Genomic DNA, 25,519 nt, shown 5'->3' on the forward strand with positions numbered 1-25,519 from the left:
AAGCCGCGCCATCTTCTTGCGGCTTATTCCGGAAGCTGCGCGCGCCTGCACTTCGCCACTTGCGCCACGAGCCGGCTTCCGCTCTCCTCGGCACTGCGCCAGACTTCGTCTCGCGCTTCCTCGCTTTGGGCGCAGGCAGCCAGCGCTTCCCATGCATTGAGGCGCATTCTTTCGCTGGGGTGACTGCGCCCGAAATCGTTAGCGAGATCCTTCGCCCTGTCACTGCCAAGCGCCACGGCGACACGCAGGAATGTTTCGCTCGGTCCATGGCCAAGGACGCGGGAAATGCGCGCCTCCCGGGTATCGAACTCGTAATGGTTGAGCCAACCCTGCACTGCCTGCGTATGGACCAGCTTGAGCGAGACCGAGAGCGCGCTGGGCGGGTTGAGCCGATGAATGTCGCGATGCGCCCGGTAGCGATACATCCTGCCCTTGCGCAGTCGCACCCGATTCAGTTTCTTGAGCGCGACTGCTTCCCCTTTCCGGCCGCTGACGCTGCGCCCGTCATATTCGAAGTTCTCGATCTCGCAGCCCGGGCCGAAATAGCCGAGCGTCAGGAAATCGTAGTTGTGATCGTGGGCGACACCATAGCCGAAAGCCCCTGCTCCGCTTGCCCGCATCGCATAGTCGTCTGCCGCTGGCCAGATATTGGCGCGAATGCAGAAATTGCCGCGTCCCGGCGTTGCCAGGACGATCGATTGCGGCCCGCCGCTGCTGATTGCATCGACCGCCCCCGGTGACGGCGCGAAACCGGCCAGCAGGTCGATCAGCAGGTCTCCGAGGAACCGGCGGTCATTGCCAAGGCGGCGCAACCAGTGTGCGGCGTGATCGACGCTTTCCTGCTCGCTCGGATCGAAGCCCCACATTGCCAGCGCCTCGATGCATTCGGACAGGGAAGCCGCAGAGGGCTCGCGGCTCTCGATCAGCTGCGCCATTGCGAGATCCTTTCCAGCTCCGGCCAGGTCTGCAGCAGCGAAAGCTGGGCTTCCTGCGCCAGCGCGGCCAGCGGATCGTCTTCTGATGCCGCGATCTGCCCGAGCAGGATCATCCCGGCGCGGGTATCGAGCGCAAGCAGTTCGCGCATGGCCTGCCAGCGCAGCCCCTCATGGCCCTCGCCGGTCACGATCCGCGAAATCACCGGAACCGCGTCACGCCGTTTCATGCGCGAGAGGACGGAAATTGCCAGCTCGCAGCGGCTGTCGTGCGCATTGGACGCCGCCTGGTGCACCAGGGTGCCGTCGGCCAGCGCGAATTCGCGCACCGGCTCGGTTCCGCCAAGAAAGCGCTGCAGGCGCAGCTTGACCAGGACCCCGCGCGTGCTGCGCATCTGGATCCGCTCGTTCCGGCCATCCCGGTATATGACGGAGCCCGGCTGCATCGTGACCGGCTCAATTTCCAGCCGGGCGGCTCCGCCCTGTTTCTCCTCGCAGCGGATTCGGTCGGCTTCCCCTGAACCTACCAGCACGCAGGACCAGCTTTCGACCGGAGTGAAGGCTGCCGTCCGCGCCTCGGCGCGTTCGGAAAGCCTTTCGCTCTCGTAGGAGACAAGCGCCAAAGTCGCGGCCCCCCAATGCGAAAGCAGCAGGGTCTGCCCGGTCTGGTTGACCCCATGGCGTAGCGGCAGGTGACCGAGGGGATGGGCGCGCAGTCCGTCCAATGCGACATCGACCATGCCCCCGACGAAATCCCGAGCCGCACCGCCGGTGCCTTCGAACAGAGCCGCGAGCGAAGGGCAGGCTTCCAGCGGCTTGCCCCTTCCGAAACGCTCGAAATCGTTGAATACAGGCCGGACGTCCGGGTTCGCGCGCCACCGGGTCAGGAGCAGCGCCAGTTCGCGCTGTCCCTTCGCCCAGACTTGGTCATTCGTGCGCAGCTCTGCCAGCGCCTGACCTTGCACTTTGCCATGAAACATAGGGTTTCTAATCAAGTGCCCGGGTGAAGTTCGTAAAGATAGGCTTCCAGCGAAGCCTCAGCCGCATCTTGCACCTGACGGCCCGCAGCATCGATATGGCTGCCAAACAGACCGGTCGGCTGCACCGGATCCGGCAGCGACGCAGGATCAATTTGCGGCAGCCGCAAAAGCCCGGTTTCAGTCATGTTGTGGTGTCCCTCATCTGGGTCAGGCAGAGCCTTGCGTCAGCCAAATTAGGCCTAGCGACCGCGTTGCGAGCAATTAAAATACTGTAACAATGACGGCGCAAAGCCCCAACTCAGGGAAACCGCCAAGTAGCATGTTTACGATCGGGTTACCGACTTCACCCACCTATCCGGCCCAGCGGCAATCGGGTCCCGGTGCAGGACGAATCAGTGCAGTCTCGCGGCCATGCGCAGGAGGATGGTGAGTCCTTCGCCCGGACGCGGGCTTTCCCCCGGGGCGACCATGACCCGCGCAGCATCGGCGCGGGCGCGGTCCAGCACCGCGCGGGGAACTTCGGCTTCGTAGGCGATCAGGTCGGCCGACCCCATGAGGCGCGCCTGGCGCAAGGTAAGGTCCTCGGGATCGTCGCTGTGCAGGACGATCTCCACCACGCCCACCCGCTCCTGACCGGCTGCCGAGAGCCAGTCGTCGATCCTGGCGGCACTGGTTTCGTCGAGGGGGTCCAGCGGTCCGCCCGAGCCGAGCGCGGCATCGAGCGCGCGGCGGCGATCTCCGGCATCGGGGAAGCGCCCGCGCAAGGCAGTCCGGGCAGCGCCCAGCGCCTTTGCAAGCGCTCCGAGCGACTGCGGCAACAGCACTTCCAGGCGCAGGCGTAGCTGCTTGGCGAGGCCCGCCGAAGCGCCGCCCGTCCCGATGGCGACGAGAACCGGCGTGCGATCGAGGATCGAGGGGACGGTAAAGTCGCACAGCGCCGGGCGATCGGTGGCATTCACCAGCAATCCCGCGCAGCGCGCTCGAACCGTGTCGCCTTCTGCCGCCGTCTCGTCCTCATGGGCGATGAAGGCGAGCCGCGCGCCCTTGTCGATCCCTTCCTGCAGGTCGTCGACAACGATGCCGCCCGCCCGCTCGACCAACCGCCGTTTCGCCTCGGCCGCTTCCCCCGCGCCCAGCACCACAACCGGCTGGCCGGCGATGCGGTGGAACAGGGGAAGGGTTTCGATCATCTTCGGATCACTCCGCGCAATTACGCCTGCTTCAGCCACTCCGGCACGCGTTCGGCGGCCAGGATGGTTTCAGGCTCGATGCGGTTGGCGACAAGGCCCCACTTCTCGCCGTCGACCATCACCTCGGGCACCAGCGCACGGCTGTTGTAGGTATTGGCCATCGTCGCGCCGTAGGCACCGGCAGTGCGGAACACGCCGAAATCGCCTGCCTTCACTGCATCGATCTCGCGCCCCATGGCGAAAGTGTCGGAGCTTTCGCAGATCGGGCCAACGATGTTCGCAACCATCGTCGCGCCGGTCGGGTTGACCGCCGCGAAATCGTGCCAGGCATCGTACATCGCCGGACGGGCGAGGTCGTTCATTGCCGCATCGACCACCACGAAGGGGTTCGACGCGCCCTGCTTCACCCGGATCACCTCGGTCACGAGCACACCGGAATTGCCGGTGATGACGCGGCCCGGTTCGAACATCAGGGTGACGCCCCAGTCCTTCGCCACATCGTGGACCATGCGCCCGTAGTCATCGGGCGTGGGCAGGCTTTCGCCCACCTTGTAGGGCACGCCCAGGCCGCCGCCGAGGTCCATGTGCGTGACTTCGTGGCCTTCGGCCCGGATCGTCTCCATCAGCGCGCCCATCTTGATGAAGGCCTGGCGCGAGGGCTCGAGGTCGCTGATCTGGCTGCCGATGTGCACGGCAAGGCCGCGCATCTGCAGGCCGGGCAATCCGGCGAGGCGGGCGTAGATGCCGGCGGCCACGTCATAGGCGACGCCGAACTTGTTCTCGGCCTTGCCGGTCGAGATCTTGGCGTGGGTCCTGGCATCGACATTGGGATTCACGCGCAGCGCGCAGGAGGCCCGCTTGCCCAGTACCGCGGCGATTTCCGCCAGCTCGACGCCTTCTTCCTCGCTCTCGAGGTTGAACTGCCCGATGCCCGCCTCGACCGCTGCCTTGAGCTCGCGCTTCGACTTGCCGACGCCGGAAAAGACAATGTCCCGGGCCGGGATGCCCGCGGCCAGGGCCCGGCGCATCTCGCCTTCCGACACCACGTCGGCACCGTAGCCTTCGCTGGCCAGCAGGTGCAGTACGGCCAGGTTGGGGTTGGATTTGACGGCAAAGGCGATGTGCACGCTGGGCAGGGCCGAAAGCGCCTCGCGGAAGACGCGGGCGTGGCGCGTCAGCGTGGCGCGCGAATAGACGTAGACCGGCGTGCCGACTTCGCGCGCGATCGTTTCGAGCGGCACGTCCTCGGCGTGAAGCGCGCCGTTCTTCAGTTCGAAATGGTCCATTGTTGTCCTGTCAGGGGCTTATTCGGGCGGCGGGAGATCGTAGGGATCGTCCTCGCGTTCCTCGGATCGGGTGCGCAGTTCGACGCTGCGCTCGGGGATCGCCAGGGTCGGCGGATTGAGCAGTTCGTCCGATGTCGGCTTTTCCGCACGGCCATAGGGCGCGGGCGGCAATTGCTGCCCTTCCCGCAGCGACAGCCCCTTGCGCTGGCCGCAGGCAACCAGCGCAAGAACGAGAACGAGCGGGATGAGCTTGCGCAAGGTAGACTTACTCCAGACCGAGCGCGGACCGGGCCTCGGCCACGCGCAGGCGAACCTGATCGGGCGCGGTGCCGCCGTGCGAATTGCGCGCGGCGACCGAAGCCTCGACCGAGAGCGCCTTGAATACGCGCTCGTCGATGCGGCTGTCGATCTCTTTCAGGTCGGAGAGCGGCAACTGGTCCAGCGCCAACCCGCGCGTTTCGGCGAGCTTGACCGCAGCGCCGGTTATGTGATGCGCCTCGCGGAAGGGAATGTTGCCCTCGCGCACCAGCCAGTCGGCAAGGTCGGTGGCCGTGGCAAAGCCCAGCTCGGCCGCGCCGCGCATGCGGTCGGTGCGGAATCTGGTGTCGGCGACCATCCCGGTCATCGCCGCGACCGACAGCGCCAGCAGGCTGGCGGCCTCGAAGACAGGCGGCTTGTCGTCCTGCATGTCCTTCGAATAGGCGAGCGGCAGGCCCTTCATCGTCATCATCAGCGCAGTCAGGCAGCCGGTGATGCGACCGGCATGGCCGCGCACCAGTTCGGCGGCGTCCGGGTTCTTCTTCTGCGGCATGATCGAGCTGCCGGTCGACAAGGCATCGGGCAGAGCCACGAAGCCGAAGGGCTGGCTCGCCCAGATGATGAATTCCTCCGCCAGACGCGAGAGGTGCAGCGAGCACTGCGAGGCCGCCATCAGGTAGTCGAGCGCAAAGTCGCGGTCGGACACCGAATCGAGACTGTTGTCGGTCGGCGCATCGAAGCCCAGCGCCTGCGCGGTCATCTTACGGTCGATCGGAAAGCCGGTCCCGGCCAGCGCCGCCGAGCCGAGCGGGCTGCGGTTCATCCGCTTGCGGGCATCGGCGAAGCGCGAACGATCGCGCGAGATCATCTCGTAATAGGCCATCAGGTGATGGCCCAGGGTAACCGGCTGCGCGGTCTGCAGGTGGGTGAAGCCGGGCATGATCGAATCGGCATGCTCACCGGCGCGGGTGACGAGCGCGACCTGCAGCGCCTCCAGACCGGCGTCGATCTGGTCGATGGAGTCGCGCACCCACAGGCGGAAATCGGTCGCCACCTGGTCGTTGCGCGAACGCGCCGTGTGCAGGCGACCCGCCGCCGGGCCGATCAACTCGGTGAGGCGCGATTCGGTCGTCATGTGGATGTCCTCGAGGTCCCAGTCCTCGGGCACGCCGTTCGCCTCGTACTCGGCCGCGACCTTGTCCAGCCCCTCGGAAATCAGCACCGCGTCCTCGCCCGCGACGATGCCGCAGGCACCCAGCATGGCGACGTGCGCCTTGCTGGCGGCGATATCCTGACGCCACAATGCCTTGTCGAAGGGGATCGAGGCATTTATCTCGCGCATGATTGCCGACGGTCCACCTTCGAACCGTCCGCCCCACATCTGGTTGGAGCCTCCCATCTTGCTGTCTTCCCGATCGCTCAAGTGTCTCGTCCTTACTGGCGCCCTGCTGGCCGCGGGCTGCGATAGGCAAAGCGAAGGGGAGTCGCAACCGCAGGCTTCGCAGGCGCCTGCCGAATCTGCCGCGCCGGCCCAGGCCGCCTCGAAGAAGCTGGATCGCTCGCACAAGGGCGATCCGATGCCGGTAATCACGCTGGTCGACAATACCGGCGAAACGCTCGACCTTGCCTCGTTCAGGGGCAAGCCGCTGCTGATCAACCTGTGGGCCACCTGGTGTGCGCCCTGCATCGAGGAAATGCCGACGCTGAACGCCCTGATCGCCCGCGAGGACGAGACCGGCGTCGCCGTCCTGCCGATCTCGCAGGACATGGGCCAATCGGACAAGGCCGTGGAAATCCTGCGCCGCCGCAAGCTGGACCACATCCAGCCATGGGTCGACGACAACGGCGACCTCGGCTTCCAGTACGGCGGCAACTTGCCGGTGACGGTGCTGTTCGACAGCAAGGGTAAGGAAGTCTGGCGCTACACCGGCGGCAACGACTGGACGAGCCCGGAGGCGCTCAAGCTGATCGCCGAGGCCAAGTAGGCTCTCGGCGGAGGGAGGAGAAGGCCCTGCGCAATCAGCCTTCCGGGCTGACCACCTCCTCCTGCCCCACCAAGACAAGCAGCATGGACAGCGTGCCAACGGCACCGCGCGATGAACTGAGACTTGAGGAAAATGGTGGGCGGTGAGGGGCTCGAACCCCCGACCCTCTCGGTGTAAACGAGATGCTCTACCAACTGAGCTAACCGCCCGGCCTGCCGGAGCCCCGGGCCTTTACGCGAAAATGACCGCTCGTCAACCGGAGGTTTCGTTTCCGGCGCGTCGGACGTTCGCCGGGTTTCAAATCGTTGCTGGCCGCGCTTGGCGATTGACCTGCATGGCGCGGGGTGGAAGCCAGCATACGACAAGCATCGGTAGCCGCGCAAAAGGCGGCCCGGCCGAGAGAGGATCGAGATCAGTGGCCCGCCCAGTCCCTACCCGTCTTGCAGCCTACGTGGCGGTCGTGTTCCTCGTCCTTGCACTGGTGCAGCTGGGCGCGAGCCTGCTGTTCTACAGCGCGATCGATCGCCAGACGCTTCGCGACGATCATGCGCGGCGCGTGGCCGAGCTGCTGGTGGTGAGCGACAGGGTGCATGCGCTCGATCCCTCGCGCCTTGCCGAGAGCATGACGACGCGGCACCTCTCCGCCCGGGTGGCAACGGCTCCGCTGGTCGCCGCGCCGACGGGCGATGCCGCGCTCATGGCGATTGCCGCACGCATCGTGGAATGGGAGCCCTCACTCGCCAATCGTTCGCTGAACCTTGCAACGACGCGCGCGTCCGGCGGCGGACGGGACCTGATCGGCTCGATCCGGCTGGGCGAGAAGGGCTGGCTCAACTTCCGCTCGCGCGACATCAGTTCGATGTGGCCGGTCGCCCTGCGCGCGACCGCGCTGACACTGGCAACGACGCTTGCCTGCCTGGCGCTGGGCCTGGGCGCGCTGCATCTGCTGACGCGCCCGCTGCGACGGCTGGCCGATGCCGCCGAAGCGATCGGTCAGGGACGGCAGGTGCCGATCCGCGAAGGCGGCCCCAAGGACTTGCGCAATCTGGGCCATGCCATGAATCTCATGCAGGCGCGCATCGAACGCCTGCTGCGCGACCAGGCGCTTTCCTTCGAGGCGATCAGCCACGATTTGCGCACACCGCTATCACGCCAGAAAGTCGCCAGCGACCTGATCGACGATCCGGAAATCGCCGCGCTGATGCGCGAGAGCGTCGATGAAATGGAGGACCTTCTGGCCTCGCTGCAGCGCTTCCTGCGCGCGCAGCACCTCTCCGCTGAGCCGGAGAGCATCGACCTTGCTTCGTATCTCGCCGACCTCCTCGCCGGGTTCGGCAACCGCGCGAGCCTGGAAGTGCACGGCCGCTCCACCGCGCGCACCTACCGCGAGCCGCTGGCGCTCGCCGTATGCGCCCTCGTCGAGAACGCCGTGCACTTCGGCGAGCGGGCCAGAGCTTCGCTGGTGGAAGAAAACGGACGTCACGCGGTGATTATCGAAGACGAAGGGCCGGGGATCCCGCCCGACTACTTCGAGGCGATCCTCGACCCCTTTTTCCGTCTCGACGAAGCCCGTCAGCGCGACACGAGGGGCTTCGGCCTGGGTATTCCCACGGCGCACCGGCTGATGATGCGCTTCCATGGCGGGCTCTCGTTCGCCGCTGCGCCGGGCGGCGGATTGATCGCCCGACTGGAAGTGCCCAGCCCGCCGCCCTGACAGGCAGAGCCCGTCAGGCTGCGGCGCGCTGGCCCAGTCGTCCGGCGTCCTCGACGAGCGCCCCGTGGAGAGCGCGGATCGCCGCGTCGAAATCGTGCGAGTGGATGATGAACTGCACGTCGACGTTGCGGATCTGGTGCTGCATCGCGAGCACGTCCACTTCGGCGTCCATCAACGCCGCAAGCGCGTGGGGGACGAGGCCCGGTTCGGACAGGTCGCTGCCGATCGCCGAAACCATCGCCACCGGCTGCGAAGTGATCACGGCACCCGGATAGGCACGCTCAAGGTCGGTAACGATACGCTCCATCTTCGCTGCGGCGATACCGCTCAGGTAATGGGTGATCGTGTTGGCGTTCGAGCTCTTGCTGACGATCCACGCCCCGTGCTTGGTGAGGGTTTCGAGTATCGCGGCGTCGTAGCCCTTCTCGCCGACCATGTCCTGCTCGAAGAACTGAAGGGCGTGGACGGTCTGGAGCCCGGTGACGATCTCGACGCGCGGCTTGTCGGACACATAGTTGCCGCGGATGAGCGTGCCTTCGTCCTCGCGGTCGAAGGTGTTGCGCACGCGCAGCGGGATTTCCGACTGGCGCAGGCCGCGGCCTGCGCGCGGGTGGATCGCTTCCATGCCCAGGTTCGCGAGCTGGTCGGCCACATCGTAGTTGGTGCGGCCGATCTTGCGGGCCTTGCCGGTGCCGACGAGCTTGGGGTCGGCGCTGGAAAGGTGGAACTCCTTGTGGATGATCGCCTCCCGCGCCTCGGTCAGTACCGCGATGCGCGAGAAGGTCATTTCCGAATAGCCGCGGGCATAGCGACGCACCATGCCGCCTTCGCAGCCGGCATAGCCGGTGACGATCGGCATCTGCGTCGCCAGGTCGATCGGCTCGAGCGCCTTGAGGATCTGGTCGTCGAGGCTGGCAAGCTCGTCATGGTTCCAGGTGGTGAGGTCGACGAAGACAGCGTTCACGCCCCGGTCGCGCAGCAGCAACGCAGTCGAGTGCGCGGAATGCGCTTCGCCGAGACCGGCAAGCATTTCGCGCACGGTGACCATCTGCTCCTTGAGGCAGAACCGGCCATGCGAGCGCAGGCGGTCGAGATCGTCGAGGCAGGCATCGAGCGCGGCGATGCGGTCGTCGACGAAGCGGTTCGCCTCGCGCAGGCTCTCCGGCCTGACGAACATCTGCGCATTGCGCTCATGCATGGCGTCACGCACGCGGGCGAGCGCATCCTGCCAGCCACCTTCGACATCGTTGGCCGAGAAGTGGGCATAGACGCCCGCCTCGCCCGACTTCTTGTGCTCGAGCAAGAGGTCGGTCATTCCGGCATAGGCCGAAACGACGAAGATGCGATTGTACAGCTCGGCGCCTTCGCGTCCCGCGATGAGGACATTGTCGAAGACGGTAGAGGTGGCGGCCATCGAGGTACCGCCGATTTTCTCGACGCTATGGGCTGCAGTCATGCGGCAACTCCCATGAGTTCGCCCGAGACCGGCCGGATCGGCGCGACCTTGCGGGCAGCAATGAAATCGGGGCGGGGCTTTTCCGCGCCGAAAGGAGCAACGAGGCGATTGCTCACCGCGTTGAATACGAAGAATGCATTGGAGCGGGGGAACGGCGTGATGTTGCCGTTCGAGCCATGCATGGTGTTGCAGTCGAACAGGATCACCGTGCCGGGCTTCCCGGTGGGTGCCGCGATGCCGTGCCTGTGGGCCAGTTCGGCCAGGCTGTACTCATCGGGCACGCCGAACTCCTGCTTGCGCAGCGAGTGCTTGTAGTGATCGTCGGGCGTCTCACCGACACAGCTGACGAAGACCCGCTGCGAACCCGGAATCAACATGAGCGGGCCGTTGTTGGCGTCGTTTTCAGCCAGCAGCACCGACATCGAGAGGCAGCGCATCGACGGCATGCCGTCCTCGGTGTGCCAGGTCTCGAAGTCCGAGTGCCAGAAGAATTCCTTGCCCTTGAAACCCGGCTTGTAGTTGAGGCGCGACTGGTGGACGTACACCTCGTCGTCGAGCAGGTAGCTGGCAACGCCCGCCAACCGCTCGTCGGCGGCCAGGCGCTCCATCATCCGGCTCTGTCCGTGGATGCGAAAGATCGAACGGACTTCGCGGCTGTCCGGCTCGGCAATGACGGTCTCGTCCTCCAGCCCGGCGGGATGGGAAAGAAGACGGCCGGTCTCGGCCTGGAGTGCGGCAATTTCAGCTTCGGAAAAGACGTTTTCCAGTACGAGATAACCGTCCCGGTCGAACCGCTCGATCTGCTCGGCGGTCAGCGGCGCGCCCGGTTCCCAGGCACGCCGCGCGACAGGTTCGTGACGCGCGAGCAGCTCGGGCTGCCCGGCGCATCGCGACGGATATTGGTCCTGCATTGCTACCCCCGTTTGCGTTCAGTCCGAAAGCGCGGGTTCGCGCTCTGCGTCGACATCGGCGGGGTAGGCACCGTTCTCGTCATGGACCTCGCGGCCGGTGACGGGCGGGTTGAACACGCAGGCACACAGGATCTCGGTCTCGGGACGGACGATGTGCTTGTCGTTGTTGTTGAGCGCATACATCACGCCCGGCTTCAGCTCGTGGGTCTCGCCGGTACCGAGGTCCTCGATCGTGCCGGTGCCCTTGAGGATCAGCACCGCCTCGAGGTGGTTCTGGTAATGCATGTGCAGTTCCGCGCCGGCGAACAGGGTCGTGACGTGGAACGAGAAGCCCATGCCGTCATCCTTGAGCAACAGGCGGTCGCTGGTCCAGCCTTCGGATTTGACGTGCTTGTCGCTCTTGCGAATGTCCTTGAGCTTGCGAACGATCATATTATTTTCCTTGGTTTCTTATGGGAAGCCGCGTGACGAGGGGCGGCCGCGCGGGGCCGCCTTCCAGGCCTCAGGCGGCGACGTTGAGCTTGCGCTCGGAGCGCGTGTCCGCATCATCGACGGGGGCGATCGCCTCGGCGATCGCTTCCTCGAGAATGTCGAGGCCGGCGTTGAAGGTCTCGTCGTCGATGACGAGCGGGGCGAGCACCTTGACGATCTCGTCATGGGCGCCGCTGGTCTCGATGATCAGGCCCTCATCGAAGCAGGCCCCGGTAATCTTGTCTGCCACTTCCCCGCTGCCGACATTGATGCCGCGCATCATGCCGCGCCCGCGGGTCGAAAGACCGTGGCGTCGGGCAATGCGTTCCAGTCGCTGCTCGAGAATGCCGCCGCGGCGGGCGATGTCGTCGGCAAAGGACGGATCGGCCCAGAATTCGCGCAGCGCCGCCGTCGCGGTGACGAAGGCGTGGTTGTTACCGCGGAAAGTGCCGTTGTGCTCGCCCGGGTTCCACACGTCGAGTTCGGGGCGGAACAGGGTCAGCGCGAAAGGCAGGCCCATGCCCGAGAGCGACTTGGCCAGGGTGACCACGTCGGGGGTGAAGCCCATGTCCTCGAAGCTGAAGAAGCCGCCGGTACGGCCGCAACCGGCCTGGATGTCGTCGACGATCATCAGCGCGCCGTGCTTCTTGGCGATTGCGGCGATCTTGCGCAGCCATTCCGGACGCGCTGCATTGAGGCCGCCTTCGCCCTGCACCGTCTCGACGAGGAATGCCGCCGGGGCATCGAGGCCGCTCGACGGGTCGGCAAGGCGCTGTTCGAGCAGGTCGGCGGTATCGACCTCGTCGCCGAAGTAGCCGTCGAACGGCTCATGGCTGACGTGGCTGAGCGGAACGCCGGCGCCGCCGCGCTTGCCGGCATTGCCGGTGCAGGCGAGCGCGCCCAGGGTCATGCCGTGGAAACCGTTGGTAAAGGCGATCACCATTTCGCGGCCGGTGACCTTGCGGGCCAGCTTGATCGCGGCCTCGACGGCGTTGGTGCCGGTCGGACCGGTGAACATGGCGCGATAGTCCAGGCCGCGCGGGCGCAGGATCACGTCCTCGAAGGTCTGCAGGAAATCGGTCTTGGCATCGGTGTGCAGGTCCAGCGCGTGGGTTACGCCATCGCTGGCGATGTAGTCCATCAGCGCCTGCTTGAGCACCGGGTGGTTGTGTCCGTAGTTGAGCGAGGAGCAGCCCGACAGGAAGTCGAGATAGCGTCCGCCCTCGCTGTCATGCATCCAGACGCCCTGCGCGCGGTTGAACTGACGCGGCATGGAACGGGAGTAGCTGCGCACCCCGGATTCACGGCGGTCATAAATGGCGGTGTCAGGCGTCTTGGCGCTCGGCTTGGGAGTCGTCATCATCTCAGGTGTTTCCCTGTTCAGTTGAATTGGGCGGACGGCAGCGGCGAAATGCTCGCCTGCCATTCCGTGTCGTGCGCACCTGCGAAGTGCGCCTCGCGCTCGAAGCGCGGTTGTTTGGTCAGCTCGGCGCCATGGCGGCGCGCGAAGGCCTGGAAGAGGCCCCATGAAGCATCGTTGGTTTCGGTCACGGTCGTCGTGAGCGTGGTCGCCCCCTTCACGGCGGGGCGCGCAATCAGTTCATCGAGCATGCGCCCGCCCAGACCCAGGCCACGCGCCGAAGCGTCGACGGCGACCTGCCAGACGAAGATTCGCTCGGGATGCGAAGGGGGCCGGTAGCCGGAAATCCATCCGACGATCTGGCCGTCCCTCTCGGCGACGACGCAGGTATCGGCGAAGTCGCTGCACTGCAGGAGGTTGCAGTAAGCGGAATTGGTATCGAGCGGCGGCGATGCTGCGATCAGCGCCGAGATCGCGGGCCCGTCTTCGGCCTGCGGACTTCTCAGCAACAGGCGGTCATCGCCGCTCGTTCGTTTAGGGCCCTCCGGATCGTCCCGGTGGCCCGGCTTACTCAAACTTTCTTCAAAAATTCCTTCACCCTCCAAAGCACATTTCAGTGCTTGGTTATCCTCGCTCTCACGCTTTGGACGGCTTCACATAGTTTTTCATGGGATTTTTGCAACAGCCAGCACGGCCGCGTTCGAGCAGATCCTTCACATTTCGAATGAGATAGTTAGGCCGAAAAAGCATCTGCCAACAGGCCGCAAAGCCCCGCAAACACTGGCGCTTGCGGGGGTCGGCGAAAGGCAGCCACCGGCCCCCTCGCTGCACTGCGAAAAAAATTATCCCCGAGAGCGCTTCACACGCGCTTCGAGCGGCGAATCAGCGAAAGGCCGGACGCAGGCACGCGCCGAGCGGACCAAAAGCGGCCCGACTTCGGACGGAAATTCGGAAAGGCGCGCCTTACAGGCGCGGCAGGGTCACACCGCGTTGACCCATGTACTTGCCAGCGCGGTCCGCATAGCTCGTCTCGCACGGCTCGTTCCCCTTCAGGAACAGGAACTGGCAGGCGCCCTCGTTGGCATAGATCTTGGCCGGCAGCGGCGTCGTGTTCGAGAACTCGAGAGTGACGTGCCCTTCCCAGCCGGGTTCGAGCGGGGTGACGTTCACGATGATGCCGCAGCGGGCATAAGTGGACTTGCCCAGGCAGATCACGAGGATATCCTTGGGCACGCGGAAATATTCCACCGTGCGGGCCAGAGCGAAGGAATTGGGCGGGATCACGCAGACGTCGGTTTCACGATCGACGAAGGAGTTCGCGGCGAAGTCCTTGGGATCGACCACGGCCGAATCGACATTGGTGAAGATCTTGAACTCCGGCGCGACGCGCGCGTCGTAGCCATAGGAAGACAGGCCATAGGAAATGCATCCGTCGCGGCGCTGCGCCTCGACGAAAGGCTCGATCATGCCGTTTTCCTGCGCCTGCTGGCGGATCCACTTGTCGCTCAGAATTGCCATGCCCGGTTGATTCCCCAAGGGCGCCGCCGGGGCAAGTGGCCAGCCCCGGTTGTCCACCGAGGCGAGAGGCACGAGCCACCACGGACATCGCCCCGCCAGTCGTCGTACGGGCGCGAGAGGCGCCCAGCGCGCGTGGGCGACAAGGGCCAAACCAGGCGATGCCACCTCCCGGCCGAATCGCCTGGAGCTGGCGATTCGGCTGGGAAGGCCTTGGGCACAGCGCCAATCACATCCGTAAAGCCATGGAAAACGGAGATAGTTTACGCCCAGCCCTTTGCGACTGGATCGAATCGGCCCCGTATGATCTACTTAGAGATGCGACCCGAAGGGCCTGTTTACACAGTAGGCTCTGAACAACTTGAACGGCGGCTTGTTTAAGCTGCCGTTTCTTTATGCGGCAGCACAGACGGACATAGCGACAGTCATCGCCAAGTAACATTGGCGCGCCATGACTATAACTTGATATGACCGCAATTTTCATCCTGCGAACTGACAGCACTATAGCGAAAGCAAGGACTTTGCGCACGTTCATTTCAGCCGAAATGGTACAGTAAGGCATTAAAATGTCGTCACCTTCCCGTATCGGCATGGCGCCTGCCGCAAATGCCGCGCAGGATGGTGTCCGATCCGGGCCGCGAGGCGAGCCTTAGATCAAGGTTAACCACAGGGTGCTATTTCCGGCGCGATGACCCAGACTTCCCGCATCCTCGTGATCTTCGGCACCCGCCCCGAGGCGATCAAGCTCTTCCCCGTCGTCCATGCGCTGAAAGCCGATCCGCGCTTCGAATGCATGGTCTGCGTCTCGGCGCAGCATCGCCAGATGCTCGACCAGGTGCTGGACATCGCGCGGATCGTGCCCGACCACGATCTCGACGTCATGCAGCCCGACCAGACGCTCGACGCGCTGACCGCCAACCTGCTGACCGGCATCGGCAAGGTCATGGACCAAGTGAAGCCGGACCGGGTCATCGTGCAGGGCGACACCGCCACAGCCATGGCGGGCGCGCTCGCCGCCTATTACCGCAAGGTGCCGGTCGACCATGTCGAGGCGGGCCTGCGCTCCTACAATATCTACCATCCCTGGCCCGAAGAGGTGAATCGCAAGATCATCGGCGCGATGGCCAGCCTGCACTTCGCGCCGACCGAGACCTCGGCCACGGCACTGGTCAAGGAAAACGTCGATCCCCAGCGCGTTCATGTCACCGGCAACACGGTGATCGATGCGCTGCACTGGGTCAGCGCCCTGATCGAGTCCCAGCCCCATCTTGCCGCCGGATTGGCAGACCTCGAATCGAAATTCGCCGGCAAGCGGATCATCGGCGTCACCAGCCACCGGCGCGAGAATTTCGGCGAGGGCATGGAGCAGATCGCCACGGCCATCCGCCGCATCGCCGAGCGTCCGGATACGGCGGTTATCTTCCCGGTCCACCTCAATCCCAACGTGCGGCGAGTGATGAACGATCGCCTGTCCGGACTGGACAACGTCGCCCTGATCGAGCCTCTCGACTATCCGCATTTCGCGCGCCTGATCAATATCGCGGAGATCATGCTGACCGACAGCGGCGGCGTGCAGGAGGAAGCCCCGGCGCTGGGCAAGCCGGTCCTCGTCATGCGCGAGACCACCGAACGCCCCGAAGGCGTGGAGGCGGGAACCGCGAAACTCGTCGGAACTTCAGCCGAGACGATCGTTACCGAAATATCAACCTTGCTCGACGATACCGTAGCCTACGAGGCCATGGCGCGCGCCCACAATCCCTTCGGGGACGGGCAATCCGCGCGCCGAATCGTGGAGCTGCTAGCGAATGAAATCGGACAAGAAGCCTGAGGTCTGCGTCGTCGGACTGGGCTATATCGGACTTCCCACTGCCGCCGTGATCGCCCGCGCCGGATGCCGGGTGCTGGGCCTCGACGTCTCTCAAAAGGTCGTCGACACGATCAATCGCGGCGAGATCCACATCGAGGAAGTCGATCTCGATGGACTCGTCCACGGCGTCGTTTCGCGCGGATTGCTGTCCGCCTCGACGCAAGTGGCGCCAGCCGATGTCTTCGTCATTGCCGTGCCCACGCCCTTCGACAAGGATCACGCCCCCGACATTTCCTATGTCCTGTCGGCCGGGCGCACGATCGCCCCGGTGCTCAAGCAGGGCGATGTCATCATCCTGGAATCGACTTCGCCGGTCGGCACGACCGAACAGCTGCGCGACCTGATCGCCGGGCTGCGCCCCGACCTCAAGATTCCCGGCCTCACCGGCGAGATACCCGACATCTCGATTTCCTACTGCCCCGAGCGCGTGCTGCCCGGCCGCATCCTGGAAGAACTGACCAACAACGACCGCTCGATCGGCGGCATCACCCCGCGCTGCGCGCGCAAGGCGCTGGCCTTCTACAAGCGCTTCGTGCGCGGCGAATGCGTCACCACCGATGCCCGCTCGGCCGAGATGACGAAGCTGGTCGAGAACGCCTATCGCGACGTCAACATCGCCTTCGCCAACGAGCTTTCCATCGTCGCCGACCGCATGGGGCTCGACGTGTGGGAAGTGATCCGCCTTGCCAACCGGCACCCGCGCGTGAACATCCTGTCACCCGGCCCCGGCGTGGGCGGCCACTGCATCGCCGTCGACCCCTGGTTCATCGTCCACGGCGCGCCGGAGGAGACCCCGCTGATCCGCACCGCGCGCGGCGTCAACGATGGCAAGATGCATCACGTGATCGCCAAGGCCGAGGCGCTGGTCGAAGCGCATCCCGGCGCGAAAGTCGCCTGCCTCGGCCTCGCTTTCAAGGCCAACATCGACGACTTCCGCGAGAGCCCGGCGCGTTTCGTCGCCAGCCGCCTCGCCCGCAAGTTCGGGGATCGCATCCACATTGTTGAGCCCTATGCCGCCGAATTGCCGATCGAGTTCACTGACACAGGCGCGCGCCAGATCGACATCGACGATGCCCTGGAAGCCTGCGACATCCTGATCGTGCTGGTCGACCACGATGTCTTCCGCGTCGTGCCGCTGGCCGAGCGTGCGGACAAGCTGGTCTACGATACCCGCGGCATCTGGCCCGACCAGCCCCGCGCAGTGCGCGAGGCGGAAACCGCCCTGCGACTGGTCGGCTGAGGGCCGCAAGCCCCCTTCGGCAGACTCCGGGCGTTTTGCGGGCGCCCTTCGGCAGGCTCCGGGCGCTTTGCGGGCGCCCTTCGGTAGGCTCCGGGCGAGCGGGCCACCGTGTGCCCGCGGCCTTTCGCTGCGCCATGGCCTTACCCCCGCCCATCCTGAGCTTGTCGAAGGATGAACGGGGGAGCCGTGGCCTTATTCCTCGCGCATCGCCACGTGATGATCGTGGCCCGCGTCCTTCTCGCCCCGAGCGAGCCTGAAGACCACGCCTGACAGCGCCGCCAGCGCAATCAGGTTGGGCACGGCCATCGTCGCATTGGCGATGTCGCCCAGACGCCACACCAGCTGCAACGGCTGGCTCGCGCCGATGAACACCGCAAAGCACCACAGCACGCGCCAGATGTAGTGCAGGATCTTCTCACCGCGCGCGCTGGCACCGGGCACCTTGTCGTAGAGGAAGGTGATCGCGCGCTCGCCGTAGTAGCTGAATGTCAGCAGGGTGGAGAAAACGAACAGGATCAGCGCCAGCGAGGCGATGATACTGCCAATCGCAAGCCCCCCGATCTGTACCGGGAAAGCCGCGGCGAAGGCCCCCGAAGTCATCGCGAAGCCGGTCAGGTCGGACTGCCATGCGTGCTTCACCGCATGTCCGCCACCGGTGAAGTTGCCCTCTACGGTAAGGATCACCAGCGCGGTCATGGTGCAGATGACGATGGTATCGATGAAAGTGCCCATCATCGCCATGCGGCCCTGCACTTCCGGGTCGTCGGTCTGGGCGACGGCGTGGGCCATCGGGGTCGTGCCCTGCCCGGCCTCGTTCGAAAACAGGCCGCGCGCGACGCCGGCGCGCAAGGCAAGCATGATCCCGGCGCCGACGAATCCGCCGACCGCCGACTGCCCCGAGAAGGCGCCGCCGAAGATGCGCCCGAAAGTCTCCGGAATGTCCTTGATGTCGAGCAGGATCGCGATGAGGGCCATGAGGATATAGGTGCCGGCCATGAACGGCACGATCTTCTCCGCGACGGCGCCGATGGACTTGATGCCGCCGATGATGACCACGAAGACGGCTATCGCGGCAATCAGGCCGCCGAGCCATTCGTCGATGCCGAACAGTTCGTTCATGCCGTCAGCCACCGCGTTCGCCTGGATGGCATTGCCGGTGATGATGGTCGAGATCAGCGTGCCGATGCAGAAGATGACCGCAAGCCAGGTCCACTTGGGGCCAAGGCCGCGCACGATGTAGGTCATCGGGCCGCCGCGCCAGTAGCCTTCCAGCGACTTCTCGCGGAAGCGGATCGCCAGCGAACCTTCGGCAAAGGCCAATGCCATGCCGATCAGGGCCGTGACCCACATCCAGAAGATCGCGCCCGGACCGCCCAGCGCAAGTGCGGTGGCGACGCCGGCCATGTTGCCGGTGCCGACCTGTCCGGACAGCGCAGTCGAAAGTGCGGCAAATGGACTGATTTCACCCGACCCGGCGCCCTTGCGTTCCCCGAAAAGGCCGGCAAAGGCATTGCCCAGCTTGCGCAGCGGATAGAAGCGCAGGCCGATCATCATGTACAGGCCGATGCCCAGCAGAACGATGACCATCGGCGGGAAAGGCAGGACGATCGCCCCGTCCCAGGTGCCGCCCCAGATGAAGTCCGAGATATTGGTGATACGGTCGATCAGGCTGGTATCCTGCTGCGCTGCAGCTGCCGCCATGTTCAAGATTGTCATTCGCTGGCTTTCCCCTGATTGCTGCCTTGCGAGGTTTTCTGCCCGTTCTGTGGATCGACGGGCTCAATTGCGGAATCGTGAACTAAAGTTGCGCGATGGGAAAGGTCCTATCCGCAACGGGTGAAGGGTCCACCGCTCAGCCATCAGCAGGCCACGACGTTGATCGCGAGGCCGCCCTGGCTGGTTTCCTTGTACTTGCTCGACATGTCGACGCCGGTCTGGCGCATCGTCTCTATCACCTGGTCGAGCGAAACGCGCGGCGTCTCGCCGGCATGGAGTGCGAGCTTGGCGGCGTTGACCGCCTTGACCGCGGCAATCGCATTGCGCTCTATGCACGGGATCTGGACGAGTCCGCCGACCGGATCGCACGTCAGCCCGAGGTTGTGCTCCATGCCGATCTCCGCAGCGGCCGTGACCTGCTCCGGCGTCCCGCCCCAGACCGCCGCGAGCCCCGCCGCCGCCATCGAGCAGGCGACGCCGACTTCGCCCTGGCAGCCCATCTCCGCACCCGAGATCGAGGCGCGCTGCTTGTAGAGCATGCCGATCCCGGCGGCCGTGAGCAGATAGCGGCGAGCCTTGACGGCAATCGCATTGTTACCCTCGCTGCAATACTGGCGCAGCAATGAAGGAATGATGCCCGCCGCGCCATTGGTGGGCGCGGTGACGACCCGGCCGCCCGACGCGTTCTCCTCGTTCACCGCCATGGCATAGAGGTTGAGCCAGTCCATCAGCGTCTCGGCCTGATTGTCCTGCGGCCGCGCAATCAGGTTCTGGTGAATGGCGCGAGCCCGGCGCCGCACCTTGAGTTCGCCGGGAAGATGCCCTTCGCGCGACAGGCCGCGGTCGATGCAGGCATTCATCGCCTGCGCTATCGCATCGAGGCCAGCCAACGTCTCCGCCTCGGGGCGCCAGGCCGCTTCGTTCGCAAGGACGACTTCGCAGATCGCCATGTCCTCGTGGGCGCAGATCTCGAGCAATTGCGCGCCGGAACCGAATGGCAGGCGTACTGGCGGACCGAAGATCAGCTGGTCGTTGCGTGCCGTCTGCTCAAGCTGCGCCCGGCTGGAAAAGAACCCGCCGCCGGTCGAGTAGAAATCCGCTTCGTCGATCCGTGCGCCGGCAGCGTCGTAAGCGGATAGCACCATGCCGTTGGGATGCAGGTCGGGCATGGAGGCGAAGTCGAGGACAAGGTCCGTTTGCGGATCGAAACCGATCTCGCGCTCGCCCAGCAGCGTGACGCGGCCCGTTGCGCGCACGTCAGCCACGGCTGCGTAGGCTTCCTGGGGATCGACGGTTTCCGGGCGGTAGCCGCACAGGCCGATGATGCAGGCATCCGGCGTACCGTGCCCTTCCCCCGTCAGCGCCAGCGATCCCTGCAGGCCAATGCGCACCCGCGCTACCTCGCCCAGCCTGCCGCGTTCACGCAGTTCGACGAGGAACGCAGTGACAATGCGCATCGGGCCGACGGTGTGGGAGCTCGAAGGACCAAGGCCGATGCGAAACAGGTCGAGAGCGGAAATCACTGCTGGGGACTACTCCTGCGTAGGGCTGAGGTCATGCCCGGAGCCTTGCGGCCTCGAGGGGACACTAAGTAGGAAGACGCAGGAATAGGCCCGCACCTCATTAGGTCACGGGCCAAGGCGTCAAATTCCGGCATACCAGGCGTAGGCGCCCTGGTCCTCCCAATAGCCGCCCCTGCCTCCGTAGAGCCCATCGAGCGACGCGCGCGCCTCGATGCGGGTCACGAACTTGGCGTGCTTGTAGCCTAGCTGCTTTTCGACGCGCAGGCGCAGCGGCGCACCGTGCTGCTGCTCAAGCGGCCTGCCATTCATCTGCCAGGCCAGGATCGTCTGGGGATGGAATGCATCGACGAGATCGATGGATTCGTAGTAGGGCCGCCCGCGATAGAGATCGGCGCAGTGGAAGACGATGTACTGCGCCTCGGGCTTGAGCCGCGCGAGATCGAGGACTTGGGCGAGGCGCGGCCCCTGCCACTGGCCGATCGCGCTCCAGCCTTCGACGCAGTCGTGCCGGGTGATCTGCTTGCGCTGGGGCAATTGCCTCAGCGCGGTGAGCGGGATCGCCAGCGGCCGTTCGACCAGCCCGTCCACCTTGAGCGACCAGTTCGCAAATCCCTGCGCAAGGTGGCGGCGATATTCCTCGCCTGCGCCTTCGCGGCTGCCGTTGGCGCGGAACACCGGCGACATGTCGCCGGCGGAGAACTCACGCGCAAGGGCATTGCGGCCCAGCGCGCGCTGGCTGGCCTTGTGCAGGTCTTCCCCGCTTTCGAGCGCGGAGCGGAAGGCGGGATTCTCGAAGAGCTTGTCGCAGCCCGACAGGAGCAGGCCGCCGGTCCCGACCACCCCGGTACGGATCAGGGTGCGGCGCGAAAGGATCAACTGGCGGCTCATTGGCCTTTCTCCTTCGGCAGCCGGTACCTGCCGGTAATCATCGAGCGCACTTCGTTGATGGGCCCGGCCAGCACGACCATGACAATGTGCACGACGAAGAAGGCCACGAGCAGGAAGGCGCAGATGAAATGGACCGAGCGCGCCGATTGCCGCCCGCCGAACAGTTCGGTGACGATGGGCGCCCACGCATCGGTGCCCGGCGACATGGCAAGGCCGGTGACGATCATCAAGGGCAGCAACCCGAACAGGACACCGGCATAGGCGAGCTTCTGCAAGGCATTGTAGCGCAGCGCCGCCGAGCCTTTCGGGAAACGCAGGCGCGCGTGCTGCTTCACGTCATGCCACAGGTGCCGCGGGCTCCATTCCCTGCGGGTGATATGGATGTCGCGCCGCAAGTGCCCGTTGACCAGCGACCAGAGCAGGTACGCCAGCAACCCGAGAGCCAGCACCCATGCGAAGGCAAGGTGCCAGATACGCGCGCCGGCCAGGCTGTAACGCGAAGGGATCGTCACCCAGGACGGGAAGGCATAGCGTTGCTGGCGCCCGTCGCCGTCCTCCCACAGGCCGAGGACGCCGGTGGTGTCGACCCGCGCGTCGCCTACCTGCAGAAACCCGCTGTACTCGCCGGTCCGGGTATTCTGCAGGGTGCCGATCTTGAGCCAGGGCCGGTCGAAGTTCGCCCCGTATTCGCCCCAGTAGAGCCGCGGGTGGGCATTGAAGATCATCAGACCGCTCATCAGCATCACGAGCAAGGTGACGGCATTGATCCAGTGCCAGAGGCGGGTCGAAAGGCGATGGCGGCGCACGAGGTCTCCGCCTTGCGCGCGCTCGGGTGATTCCTGTTTTCCCATCCCTGCCGGCTCCTTTCGACTATTGACCCAGAAGGTGGATCGCCACCTGCCGGCGATGCGGCATGCGGCGGTGCTCGGCAAGGTAGATGCCCTGCCAGGTGCCCAGCGCCATCCTCCCGCCGATCACCGGGATCGACAGGTTCACGCCGGTCAGCGTCGCGCGCAGGTGCGCGGGCATGTCGTCGGGCCCCTCATCGTCATGCGCGTAGTGATCGCCTTCAGGCGCAAGGCGCTCCAGCCAGTCGAGCAGGTCGCTGCGCACTTCGCGCGCGGCGTTCTCCTGGATCAGTAGCGACGCCGAGGTATGACGGCAAAGCAGGGTCAGCAGCCCTTCATCCACGCCTTGTGCGGCAAGCCATTCGGCAACTGCGCGCGTGATCTCGGTCAGGCCCCGTCCGGGCGTGTCGATGGAAAGGAGTGTGGTGGCTTGCTGCATGGAGAGCGCGATACTGCGCCGGGTCAGGCGGGCTTTCAACCTGTTCCGTTCGAAAGGAGACGGAAGGCATCCATTCACCGCAACGGATATAACTTTCATGCAATCATGATTCGCCAAAGGCGGCTTCCCCAGCTTCCGACTCCAAATCAACCACCTGTTAACAGGGGTCAAAAGCCTCTCTAGGGGCGATAGCAAGATATAGATTTGTCACGAGACTATAATAATTTTGAAAGCGAACTGTCGCCGAACTGTTCGACGCTCGTAACAAACCGTTCCTAGTCGGCGCCCCCGAAGACAGATCACTTCAGGGGAAATCTTCGAGATGACACATATTTCGTACCGCGCGGCGGGCCTCGCCAGCGCGCTGGCCATTGCAGTATCCGGCGCCGGGATGGCGCGGGCTGCGGAATCCGGAGCTTCCGACCTTGCCGCCGCCGAAGCGGGCGTTGCACCGCAGGACGACATGATCCCGGGCGGAGAAATCGGTAACACCATCATCGTCACCGGCACCATCCTCGCCTCGCAGCAGGCCTCGGTCGAAGCCAAGCGCAAGGCCGACAACCTCAGCGACATCGCCGCAGCCGACGCCGTTGGCCGCTTCCCGGACCAGAACGCCGCGGCCGCGCTGGCGCGCCTGCCCGCCGTCGCCGTGCAGCGCGACCAGGGACAGGAGCGCTACATCCAGGTGCGCGGCGCGCCCAACCGCTGGACCTCGGTTTCCATCGACGGTATCCCGATGGTCGGTGTCGACGAAGGCGGCGACACCCGCGCCTACCGCTTCGACGCGATCCCGGCGGTGATGCTCTCGGAAATGGTGGTCAACAAGTCGCTGACCTCGGACATGCAGGCCGATGCGATCGTCGCGACGATCGACCTGCGCACCTATTCGCCGATGGAACAGCGCGGCCTGCACGTCTCGGGCGATCTGGGCTACGGGTTCATGGGCCTGGGCGGCGGCGAACAGCGCCAGGGCTCGCTGCGCCTGTCATGGTCCAACGACAATTTCGGCTTCGTGCTGGGCGGTTCGCACTATCGCCGCAAGCAGCTTACCGACAACCGCGAGGTGGGTGCCTACGACGCCAATGGCCCGACCGAATTCGACATTCGCCAGTATGAACTCGAACGCTGGAACAACGGCCTGTTCGGCGCCGTGGAATACAGCCCGGAAGCCGGCCAGCGCATTTATGCCAAGGCCATCTTCTCGGAGTTCAACGACGACGAACAGCGCAACCAGTACGAACTGCGGCTCGACAAGGCGGCGGGCGGCACCCGCGGCTTCTCTTCGGGCGACCTGACCGGCGTGCCGATGCGCGGCAGCTTCAACTACGGCGAATACCGCAATCGCAACTACATCGGCACGATCGGCGGCGAGTACGACGACCTGGACGGTTTCACGGCCGCGGTGAAACTCAACTACACCCGCACCGAAAACAGCAGCTACCTGCCGCTCGTCCAGTCATCGACCAGCGGGGCCGACAACCTCTCGTTCTCCTACGATGCCAGCAATCCGAACTTCCCGATCGTCTCGCTGACCAGCGGCGCGTTCAACCAGGCGAGCCTCTCGGTCGCCGGTACTTACATGATCGGCGCCAGACAGGAGACGGTCTCGGACAGCTACACCGCCAAGGTCGACTTTTCGAAGGAGATGGGCGACCTGACCCTTTCGGGCGGCGGGCTCTATGCCGACCGCGACATAGCCGGGAACAACTTCTCGTTCTCCAACCTGACGTTCCTCGGCGCGCTCGGCTCGGTGGTCGGCCAGCCGTTCGACGTGAACAGCTACGTCACCGACAAGGCCTGGGACACCGACTTCCCGCTCGGCCTGCAGTTCAACTACGTCGACAATGTCGCCATGCGCCGCGATATCGACAGCCTGCTCGCGAGGCTGGAAACCGCAGGGCTCTACGATCCCGCGGCCGACATTCCGGCCAGCGACCGCTACGCCCAGCGCGAGAAGACGCTCGCGGGCTATGTCTCGGCCAAGCTCGAAACCGGTGCGCTGACCGCGATTGCCGGCCTGCGCGTCGAGAACTACGTGCTCGACAATTCCGGCTCGGTCCTTTCGGACGGCGCCTACACGCCGCTCACCTTCCACAAGAGCCGGACCGACTTCTTCCCGAGCCTCAACCTCAAGTACGAGGCCAGTAACGACGTGGTCCTGCGCCTTGCCGGGCAACGCGGCGTATCGCGCCCGGCCTACGGCGCGATCCGCGTCGGCGCCTCGATCAACGATACGGCATCGCCTGGCGAAATCACCGGCGGCAACCCGCTGCTCAAGCCAGAGTACACCTGGGGCCTCGACGCCAGCGTCGAATACTACCTGCCGGGCAACGGCCTGCTCTCGGTTGCAGGTTTCTCCCGCTGGGTCGACAACGTGCTGTACTCCAGCCAGCAGCCGGTCGGCTCCGACTTCTACAGCTTCGGCGGCGTCGACCGTTCGGGCTACCTGCTCAGCGGCACCTTCAACGGCAAGCACGGCAAGCTCTACGGCGTCGAGTTCAACGCGCAGAAGCAGTTCGACTTCCTGCCCGCACCGCTCGACGGCTTCGGCTTCCAGGGCAACCTGACCCTGCTCGACGGCGACTTCGATACCCCCACGCAGGAGGGCATCCCCTTCCAGGGCATGTCGAAGACGATCGCCAATGCCTCGCTGTTCTATGAAAAGTACGGCTTCTCCGGCCGCGTCAGCTACCAGTGGCGTTCGCACTGGCTGGATACGCTGGGCGGACTTGGCAGCGGCGAATACCGCCAGGGCTACGAGAACCTCGACGTTTCGCTGCGCTATGCGGTGAACGAGAACTTCACGCTCTTCGCCGACCTCGCCAACCTCACCAACGAAACGTACATCGCCTACGCCAACACCCCGGCAACGCCAACCGAAGTCGAGCGCATCGGTTCGCGCTACCTCTTCGGCGTGCGCTTCGGCTTCTGATCGAGAAA

The 25,519-nt window shown here is 65.1% G+C and carries 23 protein-coding genes and 1 tRNA gene; 5 read left to right on the top strand and 19 right to left on the bottom strand.

What is annotated here, in order from left to right; genetic code table 11:
* Positions 1-23: 23 nt before the first annotated feature.
* The 7 genes from JI59_RS09170 to argH all read right to left on the bottom strand — a co-directional run bounded on the left by JI59_RS09170 (position 24) and on the right by argH (position 6,027).
* Positions 24-935, bottom strand: coding sequence for a hypothetical protein (locus JI59_RS09170; protein ID WP_007013033.1), 912 nt, complete (start codon positions 933-935; stop codon positions 24-26).
* Positions 923-1,912, bottom strand: coding sequence for a hypothetical protein (locus tag JI59_RS09175; protein WP_007013032.1), 990 nt, complete (start codon positions 1,910-1,912; stop codon positions 923-925). Before JI59_RS09175 ends, JI59_RS09170 begins: the two co-directional genes overlap by 13 nt.
* 11 nt (positions 1,913-1,923) lie before the next feature.
* Positions 1,924-2,097 (bottom strand): hypothetical protein, encoded by a 174-nt coding sequence (locus JI59_RS27080; RefSeq protein WP_007013031.1) that lies wholly within the window; start codon positions 2,095-2,097, stop codon positions 1,924-1,926.
* A gap of 207 nt (positions 2,098-2,304) precedes the next feature.
* Complete coding sequence (locus JI59_RS09180; RefSeq protein WP_007013030.1) at positions 2,305-3,102, bottom strand: precorrin-2 dehydrogenase/sirohydrochlorin ferrochelatase family protein; 798 nt, start codon at positions 3,100-3,102, stop codon at positions 2,305-2,307.
* Positions 3,103-3,122: 20 nt separating this feature from the next.
* The gene (gene lysA, locus JI59_RS09185; RefSeq protein ID WP_007013029.1) at positions 3,123-4,388 is read right to left on the bottom strand and encodes a diaminopimelate decarboxylase; all 1,266 of its coding nucleotides are present in this window, start codon (positions 4,386-4,388) and stop codon (positions 3,123-3,125) included.
* Between the two features lie 18 nt (positions 4,389-4,406).
* Positions 4,407-4,646 carry a hypothetical protein gene (locus JI59_RS09190; protein ID WP_007013028.1) on the bottom strand — a complete coding sequence of 80 codons (240 nt, stop codon included), beginning with the start codon at positions 4,644-4,646 and terminating at the stop codon, positions 4,407-4,409.
* A 7-nt stretch (positions 4,647-4,653) separates the two neighbouring features.
* Positions 4,654-6,027, bottom strand: coding sequence for an argininosuccinate lyase (gene argH / locus JI59_RS09195; protein ID WP_007013027.1), 1,374 nt, complete (start codon positions 6,025-6,027; stop codon positions 4,654-4,656).
* Positions 6,028-6,046: 19 nt separating this feature from the next.
* On the opposite strand from argH, the gene JI59_RS09200 reads away from it, so the two are divergent.
* Positions 6,047-6,631, top strand: coding sequence for a TlpA family protein disulfide reductase (locus JI59_RS09200; protein WP_007013026.1), 585 nt, complete (start codon positions 6,047-6,049; stop codon positions 6,629-6,631).
* Between the two features lie 133 nt (positions 6,632-6,764).
* On the opposite strand, the gene JI59_RS09205 is transcribed toward JI59_RS09200, so the two are convergent.
* Positions 6,765-6,840, bottom strand: a tRNA-Val gene (locus tag JI59_RS09205).
* A 206-nt stretch (positions 6,841-7,046) separates the two neighbouring features.
* Here JI59_RS09205 and JI59_RS09210 point away from each other — a divergent pair.
* Positions 7,047-8,345, top strand: a complete 1,299-nt coding sequence (locus JI59_RS09210; protein WP_038575890.1) for a sensor histidine kinase — start codon at positions 7,047-7,049, stop codon at positions 8,343-8,345.
* A 13-nt stretch (positions 8,346-8,358) separates the two neighbouring features.
* Here JI59_RS09210 and JI59_RS09215 read toward each other — a convergent pair whose 3' ends face one another.
* The 6 genes from JI59_RS09215 to dcd all read right to left on the bottom strand — a co-directional run bounded on the left by JI59_RS09215 (position 8,359) and on the right by dcd (position 14,061).
* On the bottom strand, positions 8,359-9,801 hold the full coding sequence (locus JI59_RS09215) for an aspartate kinase (RefSeq protein ID WP_007013024.1): 1,443 nt from the start codon (positions 9,799-9,801) through the stop codon (positions 8,359-8,361).
* Positions 9,798-10,712 (bottom strand): ectoine hydroxylase, encoded by a 915-nt coding sequence (gene thpD / locus JI59_RS09220; RefSeq protein WP_007013023.1) that lies wholly within the window; start codon positions 10,710-10,712, stop codon positions 9,798-9,800. The genes JI59_RS09215 and thpD overlap by 4 nt, the downstream gene beginning before the upstream one ends.
* Positions 10,713-10,730: 18 nt before the next feature.
* Positions 10,731-11,144 carry an ectoine synthase gene (locus JI59_RS09225; RefSeq protein ID WP_007013022.1) on the bottom strand — a complete coding sequence of 138 codons (414 nt, stop codon included), beginning with the start codon at positions 11,142-11,144 and terminating at the stop codon, positions 10,731-10,733.
* A 70-nt stretch (positions 11,145-11,214) separates the two neighbouring features.
* Positions 11,215-12,546 carry a diaminobutyrate--2-oxoglutarate transaminase gene (gene ectB, locus JI59_RS09230; RefSeq protein ID WP_007013021.1) on the bottom strand — a complete coding sequence of 444 codons (1,332 nt, stop codon included), beginning with the start codon at positions 12,544-12,546 and terminating at the stop codon, positions 11,215-11,217.
* Between the two features lie 17 nt (positions 12,547-12,563).
* Positions 12,564-13,052, bottom strand: coding sequence for a diaminobutyrate acetyltransferase (ectA, locus tag JI59_RS09235; protein ID WP_007013020.1), 489 nt, complete (start codon positions 13,050-13,052; stop codon positions 12,564-12,566).
* Between the two features lie 454 nt (positions 13,053-13,506).
* A complete protein-coding gene (dcd, locus tag JI59_RS09240; RefSeq protein WP_007013018.1) occupies positions 13,507-14,061 on the bottom strand; it encodes a dCTP deaminase in 555 nt (184 codons plus the stop codon).
* Between the two features lie 685 nt (positions 14,062-14,746).
* On the opposite strand from dcd, the gene wecB reads away from it, so the two are divergent.
* Both wecB and wecC read left to right on the top strand, forming a co-directional pair.
* Entirely contained in the window at positions 14,747-15,886 is a 1,140-nt protein-coding gene (gene wecB / locus JI59_RS09245; protein ID WP_007013017.1) for a non-hydrolyzing UDP-N-acetylglucosamine 2-epimerase, read from the top strand.
* Complete coding sequence (wecC, locus tag JI59_RS09250) at positions 15,864-17,165, top strand: UDP-N-acetyl-D-mannosamine dehydrogenase (protein WP_007013016.1); 1,302 nt, start codon at positions 15,864-15,866, stop codon at positions 17,163-17,165. Before wecB ends, wecC begins: the two co-directional genes overlap by 23 nt.
* A 192-nt stretch (positions 17,166-17,357) precedes the next feature.
* Here wecC and JI59_RS09255 read toward each other — a convergent pair whose 3' ends face one another.
* The 5 genes from JI59_RS09255 to JI59_RS09275 form a co-directional block, all read right to left on the bottom strand.
* The gene (locus JI59_RS09255; protein ID WP_007013015.1) at positions 17,358-18,866 is read right to left on the bottom strand and encodes an alanine/glycine:cation symporter family protein; all 1,509 of its coding nucleotides are present in this window, start codon (positions 18,864-18,866) and stop codon (positions 17,358-17,360) included.
* 158 nt (positions 18,867-19,024) lie between these two features.
* A complete protein-coding gene (locus JI59_RS09260; RefSeq protein ID WP_007013014.1) occupies positions 19,025-20,404 on the bottom strand; it encodes an L-serine ammonia-lyase in 1,380 nt (459 codons plus the stop codon).
* Positions 20,405-20,524: 120 nt separating this feature from the next.
* Positions 20,525-21,292: a molybdopterin-dependent oxidoreductase gene (locus JI59_RS09265; protein WP_007013013.1), complete on the bottom strand. Its 768-nt coding sequence runs from the start codon at positions 21,290-21,292 to the stop codon at positions 20,525-20,527.
* Positions 21,289-22,143 carry a cytochrome b/b6 domain-containing protein gene (locus tag JI59_RS09270; protein WP_007013012.1) on the bottom strand — a complete coding sequence of 285 codons (855 nt, stop codon included), beginning with the start codon at positions 22,141-22,143 and terminating at the stop codon, positions 21,289-21,291. The genes JI59_RS09265 and JI59_RS09270 overlap by 4 nt, the downstream gene beginning before the upstream one ends.
* 19 nt (positions 22,144-22,162) lie before the next feature.
* Complete coding sequence (locus JI59_RS09275) at positions 22,163-22,579, bottom strand: secondary thiamine-phosphate synthase enzyme YjbQ (RefSeq protein WP_007013011.1); 417 nt, start codon at positions 22,577-22,579, stop codon at positions 22,163-22,165.
* 322 nt (positions 22,580-22,901) lie between these two features.
* Between JI59_RS09275 and JI59_RS09280 the strand changes: the two genes are divergently transcribed.
* The gene (locus tag JI59_RS09280) at positions 22,902-25,511 is read left to right on the top strand and encodes a TonB-dependent receptor (RefSeq protein ID WP_007013010.1); all 2,610 of its coding nucleotides are present in this window, start codon (positions 22,902-22,904) and stop codon (positions 25,509-25,511) included.
* Positions 25,512-25,519 lie beyond the last annotated feature (8 nt).

The sequence above is a fragment of the Novosphingobium pentaromativorans US6-1 genome, assembly GCF_000767465.1.
Lineage (GTDB): Bacteria > Pseudomonadota > Alphaproteobacteria > Sphingomonadales > Sphingomonadaceae > Novosphingobium > Novosphingobium pentaromativorans.

What these genes read in the sequence shown, in the direction of transcription:
- JI59_RS09170 (WP_007013033.1), bottom strand. Translation starts at nt 935, where the DNA reads ATGGCGCAGCTGATCGAGAGCCGCGAGCCCTCTGCGGCTTCCCTGTCC.
- JI59_RS09175 (WP_007013032.1), bottom strand. Translation starts at nt 1,912, where the DNA reads ATGTTTCATGGCAAAGTGCAAGGTCAGGCGCTGGCAGAGCTGCGCACG.
- JI59_RS27080 (WP_007013031.1), bottom strand. Translation starts at nt 2,097, where the DNA reads ATGACTGAAACCGGGCTTTTGCGGCTGCCGCAAATTGATCCTGCGTCG.
- JI59_RS09180 (WP_007013030.1), bottom strand. Translation starts at nt 3,102, where the DNA reads ATGATCGAAACCCTTCCCCTGTTCCACCGCATCGCCGGCCAGCCGGTT.
- lysA (WP_007013029.1), bottom strand. Translation starts at nt 4,388, where the DNA reads ATGGACCATTTCGAACTGAAGAACGGCGCGCTTCACGCCGAGGACGTG.
- argH (WP_007013027.1), bottom strand. Translation starts at nt 6,027, where the DNA reads ATGTGGGGCGGACGGTTCGAAGGTGGACCGTCGGCAATCATGCGCGAG.
- JI59_RS09215 (WP_007013024.1), bottom strand. Translation starts at nt 9,801, where the DNA reads ATGACTGCAGCCCATAGCGTCGAGAAAATCGGCGGTACCTCGATGGCC.
- thpD (WP_007013023.1), bottom strand. Translation starts at nt 10,712, where the DNA reads ATGCAGGACCAATATCCGTCGCGATGCGCCGGGCAGCCCGAGCTGCTC.
- JI59_RS09225 (WP_007013022.1), bottom strand. Translation starts at nt 11,144, where the DNA reads ATGATCGTTCGCAAGCTCAAGGACATTCGCAAGAGCGACAAGCACGTC.
- ectB (WP_007013021.1), bottom strand. Translation starts at nt 12,546, where the DNA reads ATGATGACGACTCCCAAGCCGAGCGCCAAGACGCCTGACACCGCCATT.
- dcd (WP_007013018.1), bottom strand. Translation starts at nt 14,061, where the DNA reads ATGGCAATTCTGAGCGACAAGTGGATCCGCCAGCAGGCGCAGGAAAAC.
- wecB (WP_007013017.1), top strand. Translation starts at nt 14,747, where the DNA reads ATGACCCAGACTTCCCGCATCCTCGTGATCTTCGGCACCCGCCCCGAG.
- wecC (WP_007013016.1), top strand. Translation starts at nt 15,864, where the DNA reads ATGAAATCGGACAAGAAGCCTGAGGTCTGCGTCGTCGGACTGGGCTAT.
- JI59_RS09255 (WP_007013015.1), bottom strand. Translation starts at nt 18,866, where the DNA reads ATGGCGGCAGCTGCAGCGCAGCAGGATACCAGCCTGATCGACCGTATC.
- JI59_RS09265 (WP_007013013.1), bottom strand. Translation starts at nt 21,292, where the DNA reads ATGAGCCGCCAGTTGATCCTTTCGCGCCGCACCCTGATCCGTACCGGG.
- JI59_RS09270 (WP_007013012.1), bottom strand. Translation starts at nt 22,143, where the DNA reads ATGGGAAAACAGGAATCACCCGAGCGCGCGCAAGGCGGAGACCTCGTG.
- JI59_RS09275 (WP_007013011.1), bottom strand. Translation starts at nt 22,579, where the DNA reads ATGCAGCAAGCCACCACACTCCTTTCCATCGACACGCCCGGACGGGGC.
- JI59_RS09280 (WP_007013010.1), top strand. Translation starts at nt 22,902, where the DNA reads ATGACACATATTTCGTACCGCGCGGCGGGCCTCGCCAGCGCGCTGGCC.